Source organism: Aeromonas sanarellii (assembly GCF_000820085.1).
Classification (GTDB): Bacteria; Pseudomonadota; Gammaproteobacteria; order Enterobacterales; family Aeromonadaceae; genus Aeromonas; species Aeromonas sanarellii.
This window is the reverse complement of sequence record NZ_CDBN01000050.1, coordinates 25212-49845: the sequence shown is the minus strand read 5'-3', so window position 1 is coordinate 49845 and position 24634 is coordinate 25212. Positions and strand designations below refer to the sequence as shown.

23 protein-coding genes are annotated in these 24634 nt (G+C 64.7%); 18 read left to right on the top strand and 5 right to left on the bottom strand.

The features are described 5' to 3' along the window. Positions 1 to 108: 108 nt before the first annotated feature. From nagB to nagC, 3 genes are read left to right on the top strand one after another with little or no spacing between them, the layout of a single operon-like run. Positions 109 to 909, top strand: a complete 801-nt coding sequence (gene nagB / locus BN1132_RS10335; protein ID WP_042077325.1) for a glucosamine-6-phosphate deaminase — start codon at positions 109 to 111, stop codon at positions 907 to 909. A gap of 9 nt (positions 910 to 918) precedes the next feature. Then, positions 919 to 2064 (top strand): N-acetylglucosamine-6-phosphate deacetylase, encoded by a 1146-nt coding sequence (gene nagA / locus BN1132_RS10330; protein WP_042077324.1) that lies wholly within the window; start codon positions 919 to 921, stop codon positions 2062 to 2064. Between the two features lie 4 nt (positions 2065 to 2068). After that, positions 2069 to 3283, top strand: a complete 1215-nt coding sequence (nagC, locus tag BN1132_RS10325) for a DNA-binding transcriptional regulator NagC (RefSeq protein ID WP_042077322.1) — start codon at positions 2069 to 2071, stop codon at positions 3281 to 3283. Between the two features lie 227 nt (positions 3284 to 3510). Here the strand turns inward: nagC and BN1132_RS10320 are convergent, their stop codons facing one another. The 3 genes from BN1132_RS10320 to aspS form a co-directional block, all read right to left on the bottom strand. After that, entirely contained in the window at positions 3511 to 5136 is a 1626-nt protein-coding gene (locus tag BN1132_RS10320) for a phosphoethanolamine transferase (RefSeq protein WP_042077320.1), read from the bottom strand. 303 nt (positions 5137 to 5439) lie between these two features. Continuing rightward, positions 5440 to 6180, bottom strand: a complete 741-nt coding sequence (locus BN1132_RS10315) for a YebC/PmpR family DNA-binding transcriptional regulator (protein ID WP_042077319.1) — start codon at positions 6178 to 6180, stop codon at positions 5440 to 5442. A gap of 71 nt (positions 6181 to 6251) precedes the next feature. Further along, positions 6252 to 8036 (bottom strand): aspartate--tRNA ligase, encoded by a 1785-nt coding sequence (gene aspS / locus BN1132_RS10310; protein ID WP_042077317.1) that lies wholly within the window; start codon positions 8034 to 8036, stop codon positions 6252 to 6254. 432 nt (positions 8037 to 8468) lie between these two features. Here aspS and BN1132_RS10305 point away from each other — a divergent pair, with 432 nt between their 5' ends. The 8 genes from BN1132_RS10305 to BN1132_RS10270 all read left to right on the top strand — a co-directional run bounded on the left by BN1132_RS10305 (position 8469) and on the right by BN1132_RS10270 (position 16501). Next, a complete protein-coding gene (locus BN1132_RS10305) occupies positions 8469 to 9317 on the top strand; it encodes a DUF72 domain-containing protein (RefSeq protein ID WP_042077315.1) in 849 nt (282 codons plus the stop codon). Positions 9318 to 9651: 334 nt separating this feature from the next. Beyond that, positions 9652 to 10395, top strand: coding sequence for a carboxy-S-adenosyl-L-methionine synthase CmoA (gene cmoA / locus BN1132_RS10300; RefSeq protein WP_042077314.1), 744 nt, complete (start codon positions 9652 to 9654; stop codon positions 10393 to 10395). Continuing rightward, a complete protein-coding gene (gene cmoB / locus BN1132_RS10295; protein WP_042077313.1) occupies positions 10392 to 11369 on the top strand; it encodes a tRNA 5-methoxyuridine(34)/uridine 5-oxyacetic acid(34) synthase CmoB in 978 nt (325 codons plus the stop codon). Before cmoA ends, cmoB begins: the two co-directional genes overlap by 4 nt. A 52-nt stretch (positions 11370 to 11421) precedes the next feature. Further along, entirely contained in the window at positions 11422 to 12210 is a 789-nt protein-coding gene (locus tag BN1132_RS10290) for an ATP-dependent zinc protease family protein (RefSeq protein WP_042077311.1), read from the top strand. A 3-nt stretch (positions 12211 to 12213) separates the two neighbouring features. Then, a complete protein-coding gene (locus tag BN1132_RS10285) occupies positions 12214 to 13752 on the top strand; it encodes an inactive transglutaminase family protein (RefSeq protein ID WP_042077309.1) in 1539 nt (512 codons plus the stop codon). A 3-nt stretch (positions 13753 to 13755) separates the two neighbouring features. Then, on the top strand, positions 13756 to 14721 hold the full coding sequence (locus BN1132_RS10280; protein ID WP_042077307.1) for an alpha-L-glutamate ligase-like protein: 966 nt from the start codon (positions 13756 to 13758) through the stop codon (positions 14719 to 14721). A gap of 300 nt (positions 14722 to 15021) precedes the next feature. Beyond that, complete coding sequence (locus BN1132_RS10275; protein ID WP_042077305.1) at positions 15022 to 15936, top strand: hydrogen peroxide-inducible genes activator; 915 nt, start codon at positions 15022 to 15024, stop codon at positions 15934 to 15936. Between the two features lie 115 nt (positions 15937 to 16051). Further along, positions 16052 to 16501, top strand: a complete 450-nt coding sequence (locus BN1132_RS10270) for a C40 family peptidase (RefSeq protein WP_042077303.1) — start codon at positions 16052 to 16054, stop codon at positions 16499 to 16501. Positions 16502 to 16552: 51 nt separating this feature from the next. Here the strand turns inward: BN1132_RS10270 and BN1132_RS10265 are convergent, their stop codons facing one another. Next, positions 16553 to 16846, bottom strand: coding sequence for a hypothetical protein (locus BN1132_RS10265; RefSeq protein WP_042077302.1), 294 nt, complete (start codon positions 16844 to 16846; stop codon positions 16553 to 16555). Between the two features lie 213 nt (positions 16847 to 17059). On the opposite strand from BN1132_RS10265, the gene BN1132_RS10260 reads away from it, so the two are divergent. From BN1132_RS10260 to BN1132_RS10245, 4 genes are read left to right on the top strand one after another with little or no spacing between them, the layout of a single operon-like run. Next, positions 17060 to 18481, top strand: a complete 1422-nt coding sequence (locus tag BN1132_RS10260) for a coniferyl aldehyde dehydrogenase (protein WP_042077300.1) — start codon at positions 17060 to 17062, stop codon at positions 18479 to 18481. Between the two features lie 8 nt (positions 18482 to 18489). Then, positions 18490 to 19080 (top strand): TetR/AcrR family transcriptional regulator, encoded by a 591-nt coding sequence (locus tag BN1132_RS10255; protein WP_042077299.1) that lies wholly within the window; start codon positions 18490 to 18492, stop codon positions 19078 to 19080. Continuing rightward, entirely contained in the window at positions 19070 to 19576 is a 507-nt protein-coding gene (locus BN1132_RS10250) for a hypothetical protein (protein WP_042077297.1), read from the top strand. The genes BN1132_RS10255 and BN1132_RS10250 overlap by 11 nt, the downstream gene beginning before the upstream one ends. Positions 19577 to 19593: 17 nt before the next feature. Beyond that, positions 19594 to 20778, top strand: a complete 1185-nt coding sequence (locus BN1132_RS10245; RefSeq protein WP_042077294.1) for an iron-containing alcohol dehydrogenase — start codon at positions 19594 to 19596, stop codon at positions 20776 to 20778. 6 nt (positions 20779 to 20784) lie between these two features. On the opposite strand, the gene cysM is transcribed toward BN1132_RS10245, so the two are convergent. Next, positions 20785 to 21675: a cysteine synthase CysM gene (cysM, locus tag BN1132_RS10240; RefSeq protein WP_042077292.1), complete on the bottom strand. Its 891-nt coding sequence runs from the start codon at positions 21673 to 21675 to the stop codon at positions 20785 to 20787. Between the two features lie 153 nt (positions 21676 to 21828). On the opposite strand from cysM, the gene BN1132_RS10235 reads away from it, so the two are divergent. From BN1132_RS10235 to BN1132_RS10225, 3 genes are all read left to right on the top strand, one after another. Continuing rightward, complete coding sequence (locus BN1132_RS10235; protein WP_042077290.1) at positions 21829 to 22086, top strand: GNAT family N-acetyltransferase; 258 nt, start codon at positions 21829 to 21831, stop codon at positions 22084 to 22086. Next, on the top strand, positions 22076 to 22660 hold the full coding sequence (locus BN1132_RS10230) for a nucleotidyltransferase family protein (protein WP_042077288.1): 585 nt from the start codon (positions 22076 to 22078) through the stop codon (positions 22658 to 22660). The genes BN1132_RS10235 and BN1132_RS10230 overlap by 11 nt, the downstream gene beginning before the upstream one ends. 70 nt (positions 22661 to 22730) lie before the next feature. Beyond that, entirely contained in the window at positions 22731 to 24554 is a 1824-nt protein-coding gene (locus BN1132_RS10225; RefSeq protein WP_042077286.1) for a SulP family inorganic anion transporter, read from the top strand. Positions 24555 to 24634: the final 80 nt, after the last annotated feature.

Here is a 24634-nt window from a genome sequence, read left to right as displayed (position 1 = left end):
ATAGATGTGGCTTAGTTCGCAATCTTTATTTACGCTATAAAACAACTTAGATGTGTCTTTTAGTCTTGCCGTCAATAGACAGCTGCAACCCGTACAGAGGTATATAGAATGCGCCTGATCCCGTTGAAGTCTGCCAGCCAGGTGGGTCTCTGGTCCGCCCGTTACATCGTCGACCGCATCAATGCGTTCAAACCCACTGCCGAGCGCCCCTTCGTGCTGGGGCTGCCCACCGGCGGCACGCCGCTCAACACCTACAAGCGCCTGATTGAACTGCACAAGGCCGGCGAGGTGAGCTTCCAGAACGTGGTCACCTTCAACATGGACGAGTACGTGGGGCTGCCCAAGGAGCACCCGGAGAGCTACCACAGCTTCATGTACAACAACTTCTTCAACCACGTGGACATTCGCCCGGAAAACATCAACATCCTCAACGGCAACGCGCCGGATCTGGTAGCCGAGTGCCAGCGCTACGAGGACAAGATCAAGTCCTACGGCAAGATCAACCTGTTCATGGGCGGGGTCGGCAACGACGGCCACATCGCCTTCAACGAGCCGGCCTCATCCCTGGCTTCCCGCACCCGGGTCAAGACCCTGACCGAGGACACCCGGATCGCGAACTCCCGCTTCTTCGGTGGCGACATGGAGCAGGTGCCCAAGCTGGCGCTGACCGTGGGCGTGGGCACCCTGATGGATGCCGAAGAGATCCTGATCCTGGTGATCGGTCATGCCAAGGCCCAGGCCCTGCAGGCCACGGTGGAAGGCAGCGTCAACCACATGTGGACCATCTCCACCCTGCAGCTGCATCCGAAAGGCATCGTCGTGTGTGACGAGCCCTCCACCATGGAGCTGAAGGTCAAGACGGTGCGCTACTTCCAGCAGCTGGAAGCCGACAACATCAAGCACCTCTGAGGAGCCGCCATGTACGCTCTGACTAATTGCACTATCTACACCGGCAGCTGCGTGCTGACCGGTTATGGCGTGGTGATCGATGGCGACCAGATTGTCGCCATCTCACGCCGGGCCGAGCTGCCCGCCGGCATCGAGCAGATCGACCTCAAGGGCGCCAACCTCAGCGCCGGCTTCATCGACGTCCAGCTCAACGGCTGCGGCGGCGTCATGTTCAACGGTCACATCACCACCCAGACCCTGGCCACCATGCAGGCGGCCAACCTGAAATCCGGCACCACCAGCTTCCTGCCTACCCTGATCACCAGCCCGGATGCGGACATGAAGCAGGCCGTTGCCGTCACCCGCGACTACATGACCGTCCACCCCAACGAGGTGCTGGGCGTCCACCTGGAGGGGCCCTACACCAACCTCAAGCGCAAGGGCATCCACCCGGCCGAACAGATCCGTCAGCCCGCCGACGAGATGATCGACTTCTTCTGCAACAACGCGGACGCCATCGCCAAGATCACCCTGGCACCGGAGCGCAACAAGCCCGAGCACATCCGCCGCCTGGTGGAGGCCGGCATCCTGGTCTCCGCCGGCCACACCGCCGCCAACTACGACCAGGCCATGGCCGGCTTTGACAACGGCATGCGCTTTGCGACCCACCTCTACAACGCCATGACCCCGACCCTGAACGGTCGCGAGCCCGGCGTGGTGGGGGCCATCTATGATCGCAAGGATGTCTATGCCGGCATCATCGTCGATGGCCACCACGTGCACTGGGCCAACGTGCGCCTAGCGCACAGGATGCTGGGGGAGCGGCTGGTGCTGGTCACCGATGCCACCGCCGCGGCCGGGGCACCGGAAGGCTTTGAGCAGTTTGATTTTTGTGGCGCAACCGTCTATTTCCGCGATGGTCAGTGCGTCGACGAGAATGGTACACTCGGCGGCTCCGCCCTCACCATGATCGAAGGGGTGGAAAATCTGGTCAAACAGGTCGGATTGCCGCTCGACGAAGCACTGAGAATGGCCACCCTTTACCCCGCGCGCGCCATTGGATGGGACTCACGTCTCGGTAGTATCCAGGTCGGAAAAATTGCCAACCTCACCGTCTTTGATCAGGCCTTCACGGTCTGCGGGACCGTGGTTAACGGACACTACACAACACAGTGACACTATGACTGGCGGACAAATAGCAAACGTAGATCTTATCAAGCAGGTGAACAGTGCGGTCGTCTATCGGCTCATCGACCTGCAGGGCCCCATCTCGCGGGTCAAAATTGCCGAGTTGAGTCAGCTGGCCCCGGCCAGCGTGACCAAGATCACCCGGCAACTGATCGAGCATGGCCTCATCAGGGAGACGTCGCCCCAGGCATCGACCGGCGGACGGCGCGCCATCTCCCTGACCACCATCAAGCATCGCTTTCATTTTGTCTCCGCCAAGCTCGGTCGCGGCTATCTGCAGCTCTCCTTGTACGATCTCGACGGCAAGGAGCTCGATCAGCACGTCACCCAGGTGACCGAGATAGAGCAGCAACCCGTGATCGACATGCTGCTGCGGGAGATCGGCGCCTTCATCGACGCCAACAACGACCGCAGCCGCAACCTCATCAGCATCGCGCTCACCATGCCGGGCCTGGTCAACCCGGAATCCGGCATGGTCATCTACACCCCCACCTACCAGATCCGCAATCTGGGGTTGGCCAAGCTCCTGGAGCACCACTTCAACCTCCCCTGCTACGTGGGCAACGACACCCGCTCCCTGGCGCTGGCAGAGCACTTCTTCGGCGAGTCCCGTGACTGCATGGACTCCATCCTGGTGAGCGTCCATCAGGGGACGGGCTCGGGCATCATCACCAAGGGCAAGGTGTTCCTCGGCCAGAACCGCAACGTCGGCGAGATCGGCCACATCCAGGTCGAGCCCCTCGGCAAGCGCTGCCACTGCGGCAACTTCGGCTGCCTGGAGACCATCGCCTCCAACGAGGCCATCGTCGACAAGGTGAAGGAGCTCATCAGCCGCGGCCACCTGAGCTCGCTGCAGGAGAAGCACATCACCATCCAGGAGGTGTGCAAGGCGGCCTTGGCCGGGGACGAGCTGGCCCGCAGCGTGATCGAGAACGTGGGGGAACACCTGGGCCGCGCCATCGCCATCACGGTCAACCTGTTCAACCCGCAGAAGGTGCTGATCGCCGGCGAAATCACTGCCGCCGAGGAGATCCTGATCCCGGCCATCCGCCGCTGCGTCGAGCACCAGTCCCTGCCAAGCTTCCACCGCGGCCTGCCCATCGTAAAGGCACGCTTCCAGAATCAGCCCACCATCGGCGGCTTCGCCCTGGTCAAGCGCTCCCTGCTGGAAGGGGATCTGCTGCAGATCATCATGGAGCAGAAGTAAGGCTTCACCTTGCAAACCAAAACGGCAGCCAGTGGCTGCCGTTTTTTATTGATGGATGCTTCGAGCGTAGGTTCGATTAGCCGCGTAGCGGCGTAATCGGACGCCGTGGCTCACCCCGCCCGGCAGGGTTTGAACAGATCCAGCTTGCCGTTACAGGCCTCGGTCTGCACATTCAGGATGCCGAGCATGGTGCGGGGCAACAGGTTGTCGTGTTCCATCCATCCGACTCACCCCGCTCTACATGGCTTGAACAGATCCAGCTTGCCGTCATACACCTGGGTCTGCACGTCCATGATGCCGAGCATGGAGTGGAACAGGTTGTCGTGGGAGAAGCGCTTGCTGGCTGCCTCCTGCTGCAGGCAGTCTAGGCTCAGCTGGCGATCCGCCTGCAACTGGGGGGAGAACCAGGTCAGGAGCGGCACCCGGGTCTGATCGTCCGGCGCAAACTTGTAGGGAGTGCCGTGCAGGTAGAGCCCCATGGCCCCGAGGGATTCACCGTGATCCGACAGATAGACCAGGCCCACATCGTATTGATCTTCCAGGGTCTTGAGCTTGTCGATCAGCTGGGCCAGCACCTTGTCGGTGTAGCGTATGGTGTTGTCATAGGTGTTCACCAGCTCCTCGTTGCTGCAGTTCTCGATGTCGCTGCGCGGGCAGTCCGGCAGGAAGGCGCGGTCGGCGGCCGGGTAGCGGCGATAGTAGGTCGGACCGTGGCTGCCCATCAGGTGGAAGGCCACCAGCTTGCCGCCCTGCCCGCCCCGCATCCCGGCGATCTGCTCATCCAGCCCCTGCAGCAGGACCTCGTCATGGCAGGCATCCCCCTCGCAATATTGCGGGAAGGCCTTGGGCTCGATCTCTATGGTGGGCACATGCTTGCACACCCCCTTGCAGCCGCCGTCGTTTTCCTTCCAGAGCACGGAGACGCCGGCGTGTTGCAGCACGTCCAGCAGGCCGTCCCTGGACTTGGCCAGGGTCTCGTCATAGCCGCGGCGGGTGAGGTTGGAGAACATGCAGGGCACGGAGACCGCAGTGGCGGTGCCGCAGGAACGCACGTCCCTGAAGGAGACCAGCCCTGCCTCCCTGGCGGTGAACCCGTTGGTTTCCTTGCCATAGCCGTTGAGGGAGTAGTTCTGGCTGCGGGCCGTCTCCCCCACCACCAGGAACATCAGGGTCGGCTTGCCGCCCCTGGCCGTGATCCTGGCGTCGGTGCCAATCTGCTCATAGGGAATGGGGGTCGCGAAGAGGATGTCCCTGGCATAGCGATAGACGCCGCGCACATAGTTGGAGGGCACTATCTCTTTGACGATGTTGTGGTTGTTGCGCCCGACCGAGGCGTAATCCTGATAGTAGAGGGCAGCGACCCCGAGCAGGAACAGCAGGGAGAGGCTGATGCCCCCGAGGCGCATGCCCAGCCCCTTGTACCAGCGGCTCGGGTACTCCACCCGGATCCAGAGCAGGCAGAGCACCGGCAGCACGCCGGTGAGCAGGAACCAGAGCGCCACGGAGCCGTTGAGGTAGGAGCCCGCCTCCCCGCTGTTGGTCTCGACCACGTTCTGCACCATGCCCACATCGAAGATGATCCCGTATTTGAGCATGGCGTAGCTGGCCAGGGAGCCGGTCAGGATCAGCAGGGTGAAGAAGGGCTTGAGCAGATACTTGAAGGTGAACGGCAGGAAGACGGCGTTGAGCGCGGCGATCAGCACGAAGGGAATGGAGAGCGCGAAGCCCGCCTTCACATGCTCGAGGGCGCTGAGGATCCGGTAAAAGTGCAGAAAGATGGGCCAGTTGAACACCAGTGCAAACAACAGCACCAGCAACAGATTGACCTTGATCACTCCCAGAGTGGGACGCATAGAGAGACTCCGACAAACCAGTGATTCCTGAAGCCTTGCAAGGAGGCTCCGTTGTGCGCATCCCCTCCCTCTTCCCGAACGGAGTGATGACCGGAGCGGCCAGGATGCAAGCTGATCCTAGAGGGGCAAACTTAAGCGGACATTAAGGGGGGGCGCGAAGAAAAGCGGAGTTGGCAGAGTCTGGCGGATAAAAAAACGGCAGCCGGTGGCTGCCGTTTTTGGTGCAAGTTGGGAGGCGGGCGCTCAGGGGCGTTGCCGCCTCGCCGAAGGAGGATGCCGCCATTGCGGCCCTCCAGGGCGGGTTTACAGGGTTGCCGCCACTTCGTCGGAGATGGAGCCGTTGTGGTACACCTCCTGCACGTCGTCCAGATCTTCCAGCATGTCGATGAGGCGCATCAGCTTGGGGGCGGTCTCGGCATCCAGCTCAGCCTCGGTGGAGGCGATCATGGTCACTTCGGCGCTCTCGGGCTTGAAGCCGGCGGCTTCCAGACCGTCCAGCACGGTGCCGAAGTCGTTCGGGGTGGTGTACACCTCTATGGTGCCATCCTCTTCGGTCACCACGTCGTCGGCACCCGCCTCCAGGGCGGCATCCATCAGGGCGTCTTCATCGGCGCCCACGAAGGTCAGTACGCCCTTCTTGGTGAACAGGTAGGCCACGGAGCCATCGGTCCCCAGGTTGCCGCCGCACTTGCTGAAGGCGTGACGCACTTCGGCCACGGTGCGGTTGCGGTTGTCGGTCAGGCACTCCACCATGACGGCGGAACCGGCCGGGCCGTACCCTTCGTAGACTATGGTCTCGAGCTGTTCGCCGTCACCACCGCCGGCGCCACGCTGGATGGCACGGTTGATGGTGTCGCGGGTCATGTTGCTGGTCAGGGCCGCCGCCACCGCCGCACGCAGGCGCGGGTTGTTGGCAGGATCCGCATCACCCAGACGCGCGGAGGTGGTGATTTCGCGGATCAGCTTGGTGAAGATCTTGCCGCGCTTGGCGTCTTGCGCCGCCTTGCGGTGTTTGATGTTGGCCCATTTACTGTGACCTGCCATAGGGACTCTCCGTTATATTTCAATCAATTAGAGAATTATTGGGCTGACCGCATTAGCGGCCAGTCCCTTTCTTATTTGTTGCCTTTAAACACCGGCTCGTCTTTGACGGTGGTCGCAATCGCCAGCTCGCCCAGCTGGGTCGGGTTGGCAAAGCTCGGGGCGTCCGTCATCAGACAGGCGGCCGCGGTGGTTTTCGGGAAGGCGATGACATCCCGAATGTTGTCGGTGCCGGTCAGCAGCATGCTGAGGCGATCCAGACCGAACGCCAGGCCGGCGTGAGGCGGGGTGCCGTATTTGAGGGCATCCAGCAGGAAGCCGAACTTCAGGCGCTGCTCGTCCGGGGTGATCCCCAGGATGTCGAACACGGTGGCCTGCATCTCGCTGTTGTGGATACGCACGGAGCCGCCACCCACTTCGTAACCGTTAATCACCATGTCGTAGGCGTTCGCGTAGGCACCCAGGGGGTTGGCCTTGAGCTCGCTCGGGCCCAGGTTGCTCGGCGCGGTGAAGGGGTGGTGCATGGCCGCCAGACCGCCTTCGCCGTCTTCCTCGAACATGGGGAAGTCGATGACCCAGAGCGGCTTCCAGACGTTCTCCACCAGACCCAGATCGCGGCCCACCTTGAGGCGCAGGGCGCCCATGGCGTCGCACACCACTTTCTTGGAGTCGGCGCCGAAGAAGAGGATGTCGCCGTCGGCCGCGCCGGTGCGGGCCAGGATCTCGCGCACGATGGCGTCGGAGAGGAACTTGGCCACCGGGGACTGCACGCCCTCGAGGCCGCTGGCCGCGTTGTTGACCTTCATCCAGGCTAGGCCCTTGGCACCGTAGATGCCGACGAACTTGGTGTACTCGTCGATCTGCTTGCGGGACAGCTCCGCGCCGCCCGGGACTTTCAGGGCTGCGACGCGGCCTTTCGGATCCTTGGCGGGGCCCGCGAACACGGCGAACTCCACCTCGGTCAAGAGGTCTGCCACGTCCACCAGCTCCATGGGCAGGCGCAGGTCCGGCTTGTCGGAGCCGAAGCGGCGCATGGCCTCGTCGAAGGTCATGATGGGGAAGTCGCCCAGATCCACGTTCAGGATGTGCAGCCACAGTTTGCGGATCATCTCTTCCATGATTTCACGCACCTGGGGCGCGGTCATGAAGGAGGTCTCCACGTCGATCTGGGTGAATTCCGGCTGGCGGTCGGCACGCAGGTCTTCGTCGCGGAAGCACTTGACGATCTGGTAGTAGCGGTCGAAGCCGGACATCATCAGCAGCTGCTTGAACAGCTGGGGGGACTGCGGCAGGGCGTAGAACTTGCCCTTGTGCACGCGGCTCGGCACCAGGTAGTCGCGGGCCCCTTCCGGGGTCGCCTTGGTCAGCATGGGGGTCTCGATGTCGAGGAAGCCGTGCTCGTCCATGAAGCGACGCACGAAGGCACTGGCCTTGGCGCGGGTCTTCAGATATTTGGCCATCTCGGGACGGCGCAGGTCCAGGTAGCGGTACTTGAGGCTCACCTCTTCGCTGTTGACCTGGTTGAAGTCCAGCGGCAGCGGCTCGGCACGGTTGATGATGGTGAGCTCGTGGGCGAACACCTCGATGGCACCTGTGGCCATGTCGCTGTTGCGCTGGGACTCGGGACGGGTGCGCACCACGCCGGTCACCTGGATGCAGAACTCGCCGCGCAGCTCGGAGGCCAGGGCGAAGGCGTCCGGCTTGTCCGGATCGAAGAACACCTGCACGATGCCCTCGCGGTCGCGCATGTCGATAAAGATGAGGCCGCCGAGATCGCGACGACGATGGACCCAACCGCACAATGTAATGGTCTGCCCGGCATGGGCCTCATTGACCTGTCCGCAATAGATAGAGCGCATGGACTTCTTCCTTCGAAATGGTAGAGAGACGGTTCATCTTGAGTCGCCGGGCACGACTGGCAAGCACCGTCCGTATCACAGCTGGCCAGATCCGGCTTCTTGCCCGGTTTGAAATCAGTCTCGTGTCATCCGGCTTCCCTGAGCCGGAATCTGGCCGCCAAGGCAGGCTGGTCCCCCGCTCCCGGCAGGGATGACGAGTGGGCGAGAAGCCATCGGCAAGCGTCGTTGTCTGGCCACTGCCGGGCCGCGATCACCGTCACCCTAGGGGCACGGTCGCGCGCATCACGACAATCTGGCAAACAAAAGGGTTGGCATTATAGAGGAAAACCTCCATTTGGGTAAAATGGCCCGCAGCCCCCTTTACCCTGTTTTTTGTTGTTCTGGCGCAAAAAGGGGGGATAAACGTGCGCCAAGCTGCCGACAGGAACCATCATGAGCCTCTATTTGGGCCTGCCCCAGTGGTCGCACCCGGCCTGGCCCGGTCAACTGCTGGGGGTGGGCGCCAGGCCCGCCGAGCACCTCGCCCACTACGCCCGGGTGTTCAACACAGTGGAGGGCAACACCACCTTCTACGCCTCGCCGACCCCGGATACGGTGCGGCGCTGGGCCGATGCGGTGCCTGACCACTTTCGCTTCAGCTTCAAGTTTCCGAAAGAAATCAGCCACCAGAGCGATCTGGTGAGCGCAGACAAACAGGTGGTGGCCTTTATCCGCCTGCTCGAACCACTGCACCCCAAGCTCGGGCTGCTCAAGCTGCAGCTGCCCGCCCGTTTCGGGCCCGACGGTCTTGCCCGCCTGACCGCCTTCCTCGAGCGGCTGCCGAAGGACTTCAGCTATGCCCTCGAGGTGCGCCACCCCGATTTCTTCGCCAAGGGGGAGGCGGAGCGCGCCCTCAACCGGATGCTGATGGAGAAGAGGGTGAATCGCATCATGCTCGACAGCCGCCCGCTGTTCTCGGTGCCCGCCACCTCGGCCGCCCTGGTGGACGCCCAGGGCAAGAAACCCAGGTTGCCGGTCCACCTGCTGGCCACGGCAAACCATCCTGTAGTGCGCCTGATAGGTCTGCCTCAACCCGAGGACAATCACCCCTTTTTGCCGTCCTGGTTGCCCCATTGGCAACAATGGCTCCGGGAGGGCAAGGATCTCTACCTCTTTGTCCACACCGCCGACAACGCACGGGCCCCCGAACTCGCACGGCAGATCAGCCGCCTGCTCGGCCAGGAGATGGCCCCCTGGCCGGGAGAAAACGATCGCGCGCACCAGGGTGTGCTGCCCTTTTGAGCGGCGCTCTCCCCGCCCCTTCCCCGACGCTAAAAAAAGCCGTTTTTTTGTGGCCCCACGGGGCTTGGCGTCAAGACAAACGCCGACCTTTCCTCTACACTAGCGCCCCAAGTAAGGTCCCGGCCCTGGGTGCATGGCAATGCGTTGCCCACCAGTGCCCGGCACCAAGGCAGGGCCCGGACCATGGCCCGTTGCGAGCAGGGCAAGCCCGAAGGATCCCGGAGCAAGCCACCCCGTTCGTCAACCGGTGACGACGCCATTTCGATGCCCGTCTACCCAAGATTCAATTGAACAAAGCAGCCGTGGACTCCACCGGCTGTCAGGTTGCGTCAGCATGCACGATCAGATTTTTGCCGCCCCCATCGCCCGTCTGGGAGACTTCTGCTTTGACGAGCAGGTCGTCGACGTCTTCCCCGACATGATCCAGCGCTCGGTGCCCGGTTACAGCAACATCATCTCCGCCATCGGCATGATGGCCGCCCGCTACGCCCAGCCCCAGAGTCGCCTCTATGACCTCGGCTGCTCCCTGGGCGCCGCGACCCAGGCCATGCGCCGTCACGTCAATCAGCCCGGCTGCCGCATCACGGCGGTGGATCTCTCCCACCCCATGATAGAGCGGGCCCGCGCCCACCTCTTTGGCTTCAAGTCCGAGGTACCGGTGGAGCTCATCGAGGCGGACATCTGCGACATCGCCATCGAGAACGCCTCCGTGGTGGTGCTCAACTTTACCCTGCAGTTCGTCGCGCCCGAGAAGCGGGCCGCCCTGATCCAGCGCATCTTTGATGGCCTGCGCCCCGGCGGCATCCTCATCCTGAGCGAGAAGTTCCGCTTCGATGACGAGCAGGTCAACGAGTTGCTCATCGACCTGCACCTCGACTTCAAGCGGGCCAACGGCTATAGCGAGCTGGAGATCAGCCAGAAGCGCACCGCCCTTGAGAACGTGATGCGCACCGACACCCTGGCGGTCCATCAGGCGCGCCTGCGGGACGCTGGCTTCACCCATCTGGATCTCTGGTTCCAGTGCTTCAACTTCGGCTCCATGATCGCCATCAAAGCCAGCGACCCGACCCAGCCATGATCGACTTCGCCAACTTCTATCAACTGATCGCCAAGAATCGGCTGAGCCACTGGCTGCACACCCTGCCGGCCCAGCTGCACGCCTGGCAGCACGACAACCAGCACGGGGATCTGCCGCGCTGGAGCCGCGCCCTCGCCAAGTTGCCGATCGTGCCCCCCGGACAGATCGAGCTCAAAGAGCGGGTCGCCATCGGCGGGGCCGAGAGCCTGGGCGAGGGGGAGCGCAAGAAGACCGAGAGCCTGCTGCGCCAGCTCATGCCCTGGCGCAAGGGCCCCTTCCATGTGCACGGTATCCACATCGACACCGAGTGGCGCTCCGACTGGAAGTGGGATCGGGTGCTGCCCCACATCAGCCCCCTCGAGGGGCGCTATGTGCTGGACGTGGGCTGCGGCAGCGGCTATCACCTCTGGCGCATGGTGGGGGAAGGGGCGAAACTGGCGGTCGGCATAGACCCCAGCCCGCTCTTCCTCTGCCAGTTCGAGGCCATTCGCCACTTCGCCGGCAACGACCAGCGCGCCCACCTGCTGCCCCTCGGCATCCAGGAGCTGCCGGCACTGCGGGCGTTTGACACCGTCTTCTCCATGGGGGTGCTCTATCACCGCAAGTCCCCCATCGAGCACATCGAACAGCTGCGCAACCAGCTGAAAGACGATGGCGAGCTGGTGCTGGAGACGCTGGTGGTGGACGGCGACGAGAACCAGGTGCTGGTGCCCGCGGATCGCTACGGCAAGATGCGCAACGTCTGGTTCCTCCCCTCGAGCGCCGCCCTCAAGCGCTGGGTCGAGCGCTGCGGCTTCACCGAGGTGCGCATCGTCGACGAGAATATGACCAGCATCGACGAACAGCGTCGTACCGACTGGATGATTAACGAATCCCTGAGTGATTATCTGGACCCAGACAATCCCGCACTCACGGTGGAAGGATACCCGGCACCCAAGCGTGCCGTACTGATCGCCAGAAAGGCCAAAGACTAGCCGATGGCGGTTGTGGAAGTTACACTGACCCAATTCCAGGAAGCACAGTTAAATGAATGACATGAAAAGCAAATTAAAAGGAATGACCCTGCTCTCCCTGCTCAGTCTCGGCGGGTGTGTCAGTATGGAAAAAGCCCCCCCGGTCCCGACCCTGACGCTGGCCGAGCTGCGCAACGAGATTGCCCTGAGCGAGCAACGCCTGCAAACATCCATGGAACAGCAACAGAAGCAGTACGTGCAGCAACAGCACCTGCTGGTTCAGCTCAACACCGATGTCACCAACATGAAAGAGTCCGTGAACAAAGTCGACAGCAAGCTCGATCAACTGCCGCCAGAGCCGCCCAAGGCCATGCCCATCCCCACCGAGAAGTGCCCAGCCCCGAGCCAGGGTCACACGGTAGACGGCAAGCTGCTGGTGGGTGAAGCCGAGTGGATCTGGGTTGACGCCGCCAACGACGCCTTCCAGGCGCGGGTCGATACCGGTGCCACCACCTCCTCCATCAGCGCCCAGGAGATCACCATCTTCGAGCGCAACGGCAAGAACTGGGTGCGCTTCTTCCTGAGCCACCAGGAGATGGACGACAAGATCCAGATCGAGGCGCCCCTGGTGCGCCACGTGCGGGTGCGCCAGGCCTCCGCCGACGACCTCGACCGCCGTCCCGTGGTGCGCCTCACCGTGCGCATCGGCGACATGACCGAGAAGGCCGAGTTTACCCTGAAAGACCGCAGCGACATGACCTTCCCCGTGCTGCTGGGCCGTGAGTTCCTCAAAGACATCGCCGTGGTCGACGTGGCCCGCGAATATATCCAACCCAAACCCAAGCTCAAGGATGTGAAATAATCCATGGTTTCCCGTAAGCCGTTCTATCTGCTGGTCGCCCTGTTGTTCATCGTCGGCCTGGGAATGACGTTTTATCACCATGTCGCCCTGGACGTGCCCCTCACGCCCGGTGAAAAACGTCAGATCTGGTCCATCGAGGCCAAGCTCGAATTCGAGGCGACCGGCGAGCCCGTCATCGCCTCCCTGGCCATTCCGGGCACCCAGCCCGGCTTCACCCTGATGAACGAGAACGCCGCGAGCCCGGGTTATGGCCTGTCGTTCGTGGAAAAGGACGGGGATGCCCGCGCCGAGTGGTCCATCCGCAGTGCCTCCGGCCGCCAGGAGCTCTACTACCGCGTCGACATGATGGCGGATGCCCACGCCAAGCCGGCCGCAAATCCGCAGCCGCCCGCCATCGAGAAGCAGATCGAGAGCGAGCCTTACGCCACCGCCATGAAGCAAATCCTGGAGCGCGCCCAGGAGCGTTCCGCCGACGGCTACACCCTGACCCGCGAGATCATCAAGGAGATCGAGAAGCAGGAGCAGAACGCCGAGCTGCTGAAATCCCACAAGAGCCGTGCCAACCTGATCGCCGAGCTGCTGAACAACGCCGACGTCCCGGCCCGCGTCGTCCATGCCCTGAGCCTGGAAGATGGCCGCCGCCGTCAGGAGCTGGTGGACTACCTGCAGGTGTTCAACAGCCCAACCGACTACAAGCTGTTCAACCCGCAAAGCGGTGAACAGGGTCAACCGGCCAACCTGCTGCTGTGGGAGTACAACTCCGGCGCCCTCTTGGACGTTACCGGCGGCCACAACTCCCGCGTCACCTTCTCGATGATCGAGCAGGAGCAGCCGGTGAACGTGGCCCTGGCCCAGAAGTTCGAGAAGTCCGAGATGATGAACTTTTCCATCCACAGCCTGCCCCTGGAAGAGCAGGCCCTGTTCAAGGGGCTGTTGCTGATCCCCATCGGCGTGTTGATGGTGGTGTTCCTGCGGGTCATCGTGGGGATCAAGACCTCGGGCACCTTCATGCCGGTGCTGATCGCGGTCGCCTTCATCCAGACCTCCCTCGTCACCGGTCTGGTGGGCTTCCTGCTGATCGTCGGCACGGGTCTGGTGATCCGCTCCTACCTCTCGAGGCTCAACCTGCTCCTGGTTGCGCGGATATCGGCGATCATCATCATGGTGATCTCGATGATCGGCATCTTCTCGGCCTTCGCCTTCAAGCTGGGGCTGACCGACGGCATGAAGATCACCTTCTTCCCGATGATCATCCTCTCCTGGACCATAGAGCGCATGTCCATCCTGTGGGAGGAAGAGGGCCCGAAAGAGGTGTTCCGCCAGGGCGGCGGCTCCCTGCTGGTGGCCGTCATCGCCTACCTCGCCATGGACAACGAGCTCATCCGTCACCTCACCTTCAACTTCCTCGGCCTGCAGCTGGTGCTGATGGCGACCGTGCTGTTGATGGGCAACTACACCGGCTACAAGCTGAGCGAACTCAAGCGCTTCAAGCCGCTGGTGGACGAGATGAAGTCTGGTGCCACCCCGGGTAAGGACAAGTAACAGATGTGGTTCTGGCAGAAATACACCAGTCCGTGGAGCCTGTCCCAGGCAGGCATCCTCGGCATGAACAAGCGCAACCACTCCTACATCAGCCGCTACAACCCGCGCCGTCTCTACCCGCTGGTGGATGACAAGCTCAAGACCAAGCGCATCGCGCTGGACGCCGGGGTGACGGTGCCGGAATTGATCGGCACCATCCGCGAGCAGCACGACGTGGGCCGCATCACGGCGCTGGTCAAGGAGTGGCCGGGCTTCTGCATCAAGCCGGCCCGCGGCTCCGGCGGCAAGGGGATCCTGGTGATCCTGCGCCAGGAGGACGGCCTCTTCTACAAGCCCAACGGCAGCGCCTGCAACGGCCAGGATCTGGAGCGCCATGTCTCCAACATACTGGCGGGCCTCTATTCGCTGGGCGGCAAGCCCGACGTGGCGCTGGTGGAAGGGCTCATCAACTTCGACGACGTGTTCGACGGCTACTCCTTCGAAGGGGTACCCGATGCCCGGGTGATCATCTTCAAGGGGTTCCCGGTGATGGCCATGATGCGCCTCTCCACCTCGGCCTCCGACGGCAAGGCGAACCTGCACCAGGGCGCCGTGGGGGTGGGTCTGTGCCTGCGCACCGGCCGCGCCCTGCGGGCGGTGCAGTTTGGCAGCCCGCTGCGCCACCACCCGGACACCGGCCTGGATCTCTACGAGCTCAAGGTGCCCCACTGGGACACCCTGCTGACGCTCGCAGCTTCTTGCTACGAGATGTCGGGCCTGGGCTACATCGGCACCGACATGGTGCTCGACAAGTTCCGCGGCCCCATGCTGCTGGAGCTCAACGCCCGTCCCGGCCTCGCCATCCAGATCGCCAACGGCCGCGGCCTGGTGCCGAACCTCAAGACCATAGAGAAGCTGGGCCAGGTCAAGATGAACGTGGAGCAGCGGGTCAACTTTGCCAAGGATCACTTCGGCATCTTCGACGAGTAGGCGATGACATCGTCCTTCCCTTGCAAAAACGCGCCCCTGGCGCGTTTTTTATGGCCGCTCCTCACCGGAGCCGGGGAAGGCCGATCCCCGTCACATCCCGTGGCGGCGCCCCTTCAACGACACGGCACGAGGGGATAAGCTCCAGACGGGGGTAGCTGCCACGACCGCTCCGGGCGGGCGCCATCCCCCAGTTCCGTGAGGCACAGCGCCTGCCAGGAGGGTACCTAATGTCGGCGACAAACCGGTCTCTCGATGGTAGATTAATCAAATCAAATAGATAGCATCGATCGGGTTTCTCCTATGCAACGTTGGCCCAGCCTGAAACAGCTGCAATATCTGGTCGCTCTGGACGAGCACAAGAACTTCAACCGCGCCGCCAAGGCCTGTCATGTCAGCCAGTCCACCCTGAGTACCGGGATCCAGACCCTGGAGGACATGATGAACCTGCAGCTGGTGGAGCGTGATCACAAGAGCTTCATCATGACGCCGGTCGGCATGGAGATAGTGGCGCGGGCGCGCAACCTGCTCTCCGACGCCCGGGATCTGATGGAGCTGGGGCAGCAGCAGGGGGGCGTCATGCACGGTACCGTCCGGCTCGGCTGCATCCCCACCATAGCCCCCTTCCTGCTGAGCAAGCTGCTGCAGGTGTGCGGCAAGGCCTATCCGGATCTGGAGCTGCTGCTGCGGGAGGACACCACCACCAACCTGCTCAAGCAGCTGGAGCAGGGCCAGCTCGACCTGCTGATCCTCGCCCTGCCGGTGGAGATCGGCGGCTTCCACAGCAAGATGGTGGGCATAGATCCCTTCCATATGGTGATGCCGTCAAATATGGCTGCCACTCTGCACATGCCGTTCGACTACAAGGAGCTGCCCAACCAGAGCATCTTCCTGCTGGAGCGGGAGCACTGCCTGACGGAGCACGCGGTGAGCGCCTGCCGGCTGCGGGACAAGAGCAAGATCAACCCCTTCGCCGCCACCAGCCTGCACACCCTGGTGCAGATGGTGGGCGCGGGCCTCGGCACCACCTTCCTGCCCCAGATGGCCATAGATGCCGGCATCCTCGACAACTCGGATCTGGTGGCCATCCCCCTGCCCGGGGAGAAGCCCTATCGGGAGATAGGCCTGGTGTGGCGCCCCAGCACCACCCGGGTGCAGACCTTCTACAAGATTGCCGAACTGCTCACCCCCCTCATCAGCCCCAAGGCGGCGAGCTGAGGCCGGGATTGCCGGCGCCCCCTGCAAGGGGCGCCAATCCGCTATGCAGCCGTCATTCAGGTTCCAGGCAGGATCATCGTCTATGATAAATCCCGAACCCTATCAAGGAGTTGAGATGTTTCGCACCTTGCTGCTGCCCCTGTTGGCCCTGCTTGTCACCGCCTGCTCCAGCACGCCGGAGCCGCCCCCCCCCACGCGCCAGAGCAGCGCCTTCGACAGCTTCTATCAGCAGTGGCGCGGCGTCCCCTATCGCATGGGCGGTTCGGATCGCGCCGGTCTCGACTGCTCCGCCTTCACCCAGCTCGCCTACAGCCAGGTGCTGGGCTTCACCCTGCCCCGCACCACGGAGTCCCAGGCCAGCCTCGGCCGCCCGGTGGACAGATACCGGCTGCAGCACGGGGATCTGGTCTTCTTCAAGACCGGCTGGCAGCAGTACCACGTCGGGGTCTACACCGGGGCCGGAGAGTTCATCCACGCCTCCACCAGCAAGGGGGTGATCCGCTCGCGCCTCGACAACGTCTACTGGAACAGCCGCTACTGGCAGGCCCGCCGCCTGATCCAATAGGCGATCCCCAATAGAAAAGGCCCCTCGGGGCCTTTTCATGTTGCTGCCGGTTCAGTGCTTGCGGTGCCAGCGGGGCGAGGTGGCACGCTCCCCCCAGGGGGTCGTGCAGGGCAGCAGGGCCCCCTCGATGACGCCATCATGACTCGCCAGCGCCAGGGCTATCTTCTCGTGGAGCAGGCGCAGCAGGTTTTTCTCCTGCGCCGCCAGGGAGTGGCCAGCGGCGAAATACTCCCGCTGATGCTGCAGCGCCAGCTTCTGGGCAAATTCATAGGTGGTGAAACTGTCCGGCATGCGCGCGATCACGTCGTCCAGCCGGGCCAGCAGGCAGTGCAATTCCCTGGTCATGTGCGGTTCTCCCTCTGAGTCGATGAGTCACAAATACCCCTTATTGGATAGACAACCAATCGACATGCCCCAAAACTGTGGCCTCGAGCACAGTTCCACGGAAAGAGGTCCGTCGTCGGCCCACCCCGTGTCGCCAGCCGGTTTACAAGTTGGCAACGACCCGTTAGATTTGGACCGACTAATCAGTCGGTCATTTTATGTGCGGAGCCTGCCATGACCCCTCCTCTCTACCCACCGGACAAATTCTCCCTGCCCGAGCAGCTGATCCGCCTCAGGCAGGCCTGTCAGGCCAACCCCATGCCGAGCCTGGCGCAGCGCCGCACCTGGCTGCTCGGGCTCAAGGGGGCGCTGCTCGCCCAGCGGCAGGCTCTGTGCGACGCCCTGGCCCTGGACTACGGCCAGCGCAGCGGCTATGACAGCCTGATCGCCGACATCCTGCCCTGCGTCATGCAGATCGACTACAGCCTGAGACGGCTCAAGGGCTGGATGAGGCCGGAGCGTCGCCACGCGGGCCTGCTGCTGGCGCCTGCCAGGGTCGAGGTGCACTACCAGCCCCTCGGCGTGGTCGGCATCATGGTGCCCTGGAACTTCCCGGTGATGCTGAGCCTCGGCCCCCTCATCACCGCCCTGGCCGCCGGCAATCGCGCCATGATCAAGCTCTCCGAGTTCACCCCCCACTCCAATGCCGTGCTGCGCACCCTGCTGGAGACGGTGTTTGACGACGAGGTGGTGGTCATCGAGGGGGACGCCGGGCTCGCGGCCGCCTTCAGCACCCTGCCCTTCGATCACCTGCTGTTCACCGGCTCCACCGCGGTGGGGCGCATGGTGATGGCCGCCGCCGCCCCCCAGCTCACGCCGCTGACCCTGGAGCTCGGTGGCAAGAGTCCCTGCCTCATCGCCCCCGACATGCCCCTGGCCCTGGCGGTGGAGCGGATGATCTTCGGCAAGAGCCTGAACGCCGGCCAGATCTGCGTGGCCCCCGACTATGTGCTGCTGCCCAGGGGGCAGGAGCAGGCCTTTATCGAGGCCTATCAGGCGCACTTTCGCCGCCTCTACCCCAAGGGACTGGATAGCCCGGACTACGGCTCCATCATCAACGCGGTCCAGTATGAGCGGCTCACCGCCTGGCTGGACGAGGCGAGCCAGGCGGGCGCCCAGGTGCACCCCTGCGCGACGCCCGCCCGGGATGACGGTGCCCACCGGCTGGTGCCCCACCTGCTGACCGAGGTGCCTGGGCACTGCCAGGTGATGCAGCAGGAGATCTTCGGCCCCCTGCTGCCCCTGGTGCCCTACGACGACATCGACGAGGCCATCGCCTATGTGGCGGCACGGCCCCGCCCGCTCGCGCTCTATCTGATGAGCCTGGACGAGACGCTGCAGCGCCGCCTCATCCGGGAGACCCACGCCGGTGGCATGGCCATCAACGAGAGTCTGTTCCAGGCGGCGGCGGACGACGCCCCCTTCGGCGGCCTGGGCCCCTCCGGCATGGGCCACTACCACGGCCGCGAGGGCTTCCTCACCTTCTCCAAGGCGAAGACGGTGCTGCGCCGCGGGCGCTTCAGCACGGGGAGCCTCATTCACCCCCCCTATCGGCGCTGGTACCAGCGGCTGATGATGGCCCTGCTCCTGCGCTAGGAGGCGACATGCGAGACCCCATGACCGACAAACGCCGCCAGATCCTGGAGGCCGCCCTCGCCCTGTGCGCCGAAGACGGCCTGCAGGGTGCCGCCACCGCCCGCATCGCCAAGGCGGCCGGGGTCGCCAACGGGACCCTGTTTCACCACTTTCCCAGCAAGGAGGTGCTGATCCAGAGCCTCTATCAGGAGATCAAGGCGCGCCTGGGCGCCGCCATCAGCGAGGCCGACCCCGCGCTCCCCCTCGAGGAGCAGGCACGCCACTACTGGGGCCAGGCGATGACCTGGATGCAGGCCCACCCCAGGGAGCTCAGGTTCGTGCTGGGTTTCTTCCACTCCCCCCTGCTGGCCCGCCCCCTGCGCAGCCAGATCCTGGGGGAGACCCTGCCCTTCCTGCCGCGCCTGCTGGCCCTGGGGCAGGCTTGCGGCGAGCTGACGCCGGCGCCCCCCGTCCTGATGCTGGAGGTGTGCCAGAGCCAGTTTCTGGCCTGCGCCTCCCTGTTCGTGGATCAGCCGGAGCTCGGGAAGGACCCCCACTGGCAGGAGAGCGCCTTCACCCTGTTCTGGTCCGCCATCGCGGGAGGCCGCCATGGGCACTGAGCCCCTGCTCGTCACAGGCAGGCGCCTCTGGATGGGGGGCCTGCTCTGGATCATCGGCCGCACCCTGTGCCGCGCCGCCCGGGTCGACGAGGCGGTGCGCCGCGAGCTCGCGCCCCTGCCGGACGGCCTTGTCATCCGTCTGGAGGTGAACGGCATGAGACGGGGGCTGACCCTGCACAAGTCGGGGAGCCGCTGGCAGAGCGGCGCGGCGCTCGATTCCGGCGGGCTGCACCCGCTGCGAGTGCGCTTCAAGCACCCCGCCGTCGCCTTTCGCGTTCTCAGCTTTCGCCTCGGCATCAATCAGGCCTTCTGCGAGAACCGGCTGCAGGTGGAGGGGGATCCCGGTGCGGCCATGCACCTGGTGCGGGCGCTGGAGCAGCTGCAGAGCCTGATCCTGCCCGCCTTGGTGGTGCGGCCTCTGCTGCGCCACTACCCGCCCCCGCCCCGCAAGCTGGCACGGGCCTGCCACATCTACCTGGGTCTGTTGACCGGTTGAACACGAAGAGGAACACCATGAGCCGCTATTACGATTTCTTCTGCCCGGTCAAACTGATGGCGGGGGAGCAGGCGCTGGAACAGCTCCCGGACGAGCTGATGGCGCTGGGGGCGCGCCGCCCGCTGCTGCTCACCGACAAGGGGGTCGGCGGCACGGGCCTGGCCAACCTGCTGGCCGGGGTGCTGGCCGAGGGGGGGCTGCCGGTCGCCGCCATCTGGGACGAGATCCCGGCCGACTCATCCACCGCCGTGGTGGAGCGGATCGCCGCCCGGTGGCGGGAGCTCGGCTGCGACAGCCTGGTGGCCCTGGGGGGCGGCTCCGTCATCGACACCGCCAAGGCGGTCAATATCCTGGTCACCCTGGGCGGGGAGCGGCTGCTGGATCACGCCGGGGCGGGCTGCCTGACCCGGCCCCTCAATCCCCTGGCGGTGGTGCCCACCACGGCGGGTACCGGCTCGGAGGTGACTCTGGTGGCGGTGATCAGGGACGAAGGGAGCGGGCGCAAGGTGCCCTTCACCTCCCCCTTCCTGCTGCCCCGGCTGGCGGTGCTCGACCCCCGCCTCACCCTGGGGCTGCCGCTGCCCATCACGGCCGCCACCGCCATGGACGCCATGACCCACGCCATCGAGGCCTTCATCGGTAACGGCAAGAACCCGGTCAGCGACGCCCTGGCCCTGATGGCGGTGGAGAAGATAGCCGACGCCCTGCCCAGGGTATTGCAGCAGCCGCAGGACAAGCGCCTGCGGCTGCAACTGGCGGAGGGCTCCACCCTGGCGGGCATGGCCTTCTCCAACTCCATGGTGGGACTGGTGCACGCCCTCGGCCACAGCCTGGGGGCGCGCTGCCACCTGCCCCACGGCCTGTGCATGAACCTGTTTTTGCCCACGGTGCTCGACTACAACAGGCCCGAGATCGATGAGGAGCTCGCCCGGTTGCTGCTGCCGCTCGCGGGACCGGAGCGCTTCGCAGCGACCCCACAGGCGCTGCGACCCCAGGCCAGCCTGGATGCCCTGAACCGCCTGCGGGACCACCTCTGGCAGACGGTGGGGTTGCCGCGCACCCTGGCGGAGGCCGGGGTGACCGACCGCTCACTGCTCACCGAGATACGGGATCTCGCCATCGACGACGGCGCCCTGCTCTACAACCGCAAGGACGCGGACAGGGACCAGTTGCTGGCCCTGCTGGAGCGGGTGTGGGCCTAGCGGGGATCAGGGCGCCGGAGTGAAGACCCCGGTGGAGAGGTAACGATCCCCCCGATCGCAGATGATGGCCACCACCACCCCCTGTTTGAGCTCGGCCGCCACCCGCAGGGCACCGGCCACGGCGCCCCCCGAGCTGACACCACAGCAGATCCCCTCCTCCCGGGCCAGGCGGTGCATCGTGGCGAGGGACTCGTCGAGCGTCACGTCCAGCACCCGATCGACCCGCGCGGGCTCGAAGATGGCGGGCAGATAGGCCTCGGGCCAGCGGCGGATGCCGGGGATCTGGCTCCCCTCGGCCGGTTGCAGGCCGATCACCTGCACCGCCGGGTTCTGCTCCTTGAGGTAGCGTGAGACCCCCATGATGGTGCCCGTGGTGCCCATGGCCGAGACGAAGTGAGTGATTGCCCCCTCGCTCTGGCGCCAGATCTCGGGGCCGGTGGAGAGGTAGTGGGCATCCGGGTTGGCGGGGTTGTTGAACTGATCGAGTACCAGCCCTTCCCCCCGCGCCTGCATGGCAAGGGCGAGATCCCGCGCGGCCTCCATGCCATCGTCCACCAGCACCAGCTCGGCACCATAGGCCTGCATGGCGTCGCGCCGCTCCTGGCTCATGGTGCACGGCATGATGAGCCGCATCCGGTAGCCCCTGGCCGCCGCCACCATGGCGAGCGCGATGCCGGTGTTGCCCGAGGTGGCCTCGATGAGGCGGGCCCCGGGCGCTAAGTGACCGCTCGCCTCCGCGCACTTGATGAGGTTCAGGGCCGGCCTGTCCTTGACCGAGCCGGCGGGGTTGTTGCCCTCCAGTTTCACCAGCAGGGTCACGTCGGGATAGGGGTTGATGCGGCGCAGCGCCAGCAGCGGGGTGTTGCCGATCAGATCTTCCAGGGTGGCGAAGGCCATGGGGATCCATCCTCTGTCAATGTTCTATACCTTGCCTTGCGACCATTCGCAGGCTGGCCAGTGTAAGCGAGCCCGCCACGGCGGCAAAGAATGACGTTGGCAAAGCGTGCCCGACATGTTCTGATCCCCCCATTCACCCAGAGAGGAGCCAAGATGAGCGACATTCTTCACCAGGCCGATCAACAGCAGTTTGTCTGCACCGTGGACGGCAAGCTCGCCCGCCTCGCCTATCGCAGGCTGGACGCGGTCACCGTCGAAGCCTACAGCACCCAGGTGCCCGCCGAGCTGCGCGGACAGGGCATCGCCGACCGGCTGGCCCGCAACTTCTACGACTGGACCCAGGCAGAGGGGCTGACCATAGTGCCGAGCTGCAGCTACATCGACGTCTGGTTGCGCCGCAATGCCGGCTGAGACAGGGGCGGCCCGAGAGGCGCACCTCCAGGCACAAACCGAAGCCCTGCTGCGGGCGGATGACCGGCGCATGGATTGCCTCCGGGCTGCGCGGGAGCTGGCCCTGCCCGACTGGGCGCTAGGGGCGGGGTTTGTGCGCAACCTCATCTGGGATCACCTGCATCGCAAACCGGCACCGACCCCCCTCAACGACATCGATCTTATCTATCTGGACAAGGGGGATCCGGAGGGGCGGGCCGAGGCCGATCACGAAGCCTGGCTCAGCGCCCGCCTGCCTGAGCAGCGCTGGGAGGTGCGCAACCAGGCCCGCATGCACCTGCGCCAGCGGGTGCCTCCCTTTGCCAGCTCGCTCTCGGCCCTCGGCCACTGGGTGGAGGTGCCCACCTGCATCGGGGTCAGATTGCTGGCAGACGACGGGTTTGAGTGGCTGGCCCCCTACGGCTTTGCCCCCAACTGGTCCCTGCAGGTGGACCCCAACCCCCGCTGTCGCCAGGAGAGCCGGGTCTTTACCGAACGGGTCAGGGCCAAGGGGTGGCAGCAGATCTGGCCTGACCTGGTCGTGAACTGGCCATGACCGGATTGCAATATTTTGACAACCTTGGGCACACTAAGGAAAAGCTGTTTGTAACTCAATGGGTTAAATAATGCGCGACTTCTTCTCTCTCGAACGCTGGCTGCCGGGGCTCGCCGCCCTGCTGCAATACCAGCGGGCCTGGCTGATGCCGGATCTTCGCGCTGGCCTGTCGGTGGCGGCTGTGGCACTGCCCGTGGCCATCGCCTATGCGGAGCTCGCCGGGGTGGGCGCCATCGTCGGCCTCTACTCCTGCATCCTGCCCATGGTGGTCTACGCCCTCTTTGGCACCTCCCGCCAGCTGATCGTCGGCCCGGACGCCGCCACCTGCGCCGTCATCGCCGCCGTGGTGACGCCGCTCGCCGCCGGCGATCCCACCCGCCAGTGGCAGTTGGTGATGACCATGACCGCCATGACCGGCTTCTGGTGCCTCATCGCCAGCCGCTTCAAGCTGGGGGTGCTGGCGGACTTCCTCTCCCGCCCCATCCTGATGGGGCTGCTCAACGGGGTGGCCATCACCATCATGGTGGGCCAGCTCTCCAAGATCTTCGGCTTCACCTTCGACGAGCGCTACCTCATCGAGCGGATCCTCAACGGCACCGACTACCTCACCCAGACCCACCTGCCGACCCTGGCCATGAGTCTGGTCGCCCTGCTCACCCTGCTGCTGGCCAAACGCTACAAGCCGGCCTGGCCCTCCTCCATGGTGGCCATGGTGGTGACGGCGGCCCTGGTGTGGGCCCTCAATCTCGGCCAGTTCGACATCGCCACCCTGGGGACCATAGGCTCGGGCCTGCCCGCCTTCCAGATGCCGGAGTTTCCCCCCGGCCTGATGCGCGAGCTGGTGTTGCCCGCCCTCAACCTCGCCATGGTGAGCTTCGTCTCCATGATGCTGACCGCCCGCAGCTTCGCCGCCAAGAACGGCTACGAGATCGATGCGGACAAGGAGTTCCGGGCGCTGGGGATGGCGAACCTGGCGGCCGCCGCCTCCCAGGGCTTTGCCATCAGCGGGGCGGATTCACGCACCGCGGTCAACGATGCCAACGGCGGCAAGAGCCAGCTGGTCTCCATCATCGCCGCCGCCGTCATCGCCCTGGTCACCTTCTACCTGACGGCGCCGCTGCAATACATCCCCACCGCCGCCCTCGGGGTGGTGCTGGTGATGGCCTCCCTGTCGCTGACCGATTTTCGCGGTCTCTGGGCCCTGCGCGACTCCGACCGCGCCGCCTTCTGGCTGGCCCTGGTCACCTTCGTCAGCGTGCTGGCCATGGGGGTCATTCCGGGGATCACCCTCGCGGTGCTGCTGGGCTTGTTCCAGTTCCTGCGCAACGTGATGCGCCCCACCGACCAGCTGCTCGGCATGGACGACGAGGGGGTGGTGCGCACCCTGGGGGACAACGAACAGGCCAAGGCCATTCCCGGCATCCTGGTCTACCGCTTCAACTCGCCGCTGACCTACTTCAACGCCCCCTACTTCAAGCGCCGGGTGCTGGCGCTGCTGGTACAGGATCCCCGCAGCCCCCAATGCCTGGTGGTGGATGCGGTGGCCTGCTTCACCCACCAGGACATCAGCGTGATGACCATGGTGGGGGAGCTGCACAAGGAGCTCAGGCGACGGGGCATCCACATGGTGATGGCCGGCCGCCACAGCCAGATGACCCACTGGCTGCAGCAGGCGGGGATCCGGGTCGGCGACGAGGGCATAGTCCTGTGCCCCGACATGTACCAGGCTCTGCGCCTGACCCGCTGCTACCGGGAGCCTGTGTTCAGGGATGACGAGGTGGTGGAGAGCACCACGGACGCCCTGCTCACCCGCTGGCCGCGGGACGACGAGCTGCCCGATTCGGCACGCCTCACCCATCCCTGCGAGCAGGAGGCGGGCGCTACCCCGGTCTGACACGGCGGGCCGGCGCCCCTCCCGAGCGCCGGCCCGCACTCGCTTCCCCGAGAGCAGGATTGCACCCCGCCCCCGCTTGG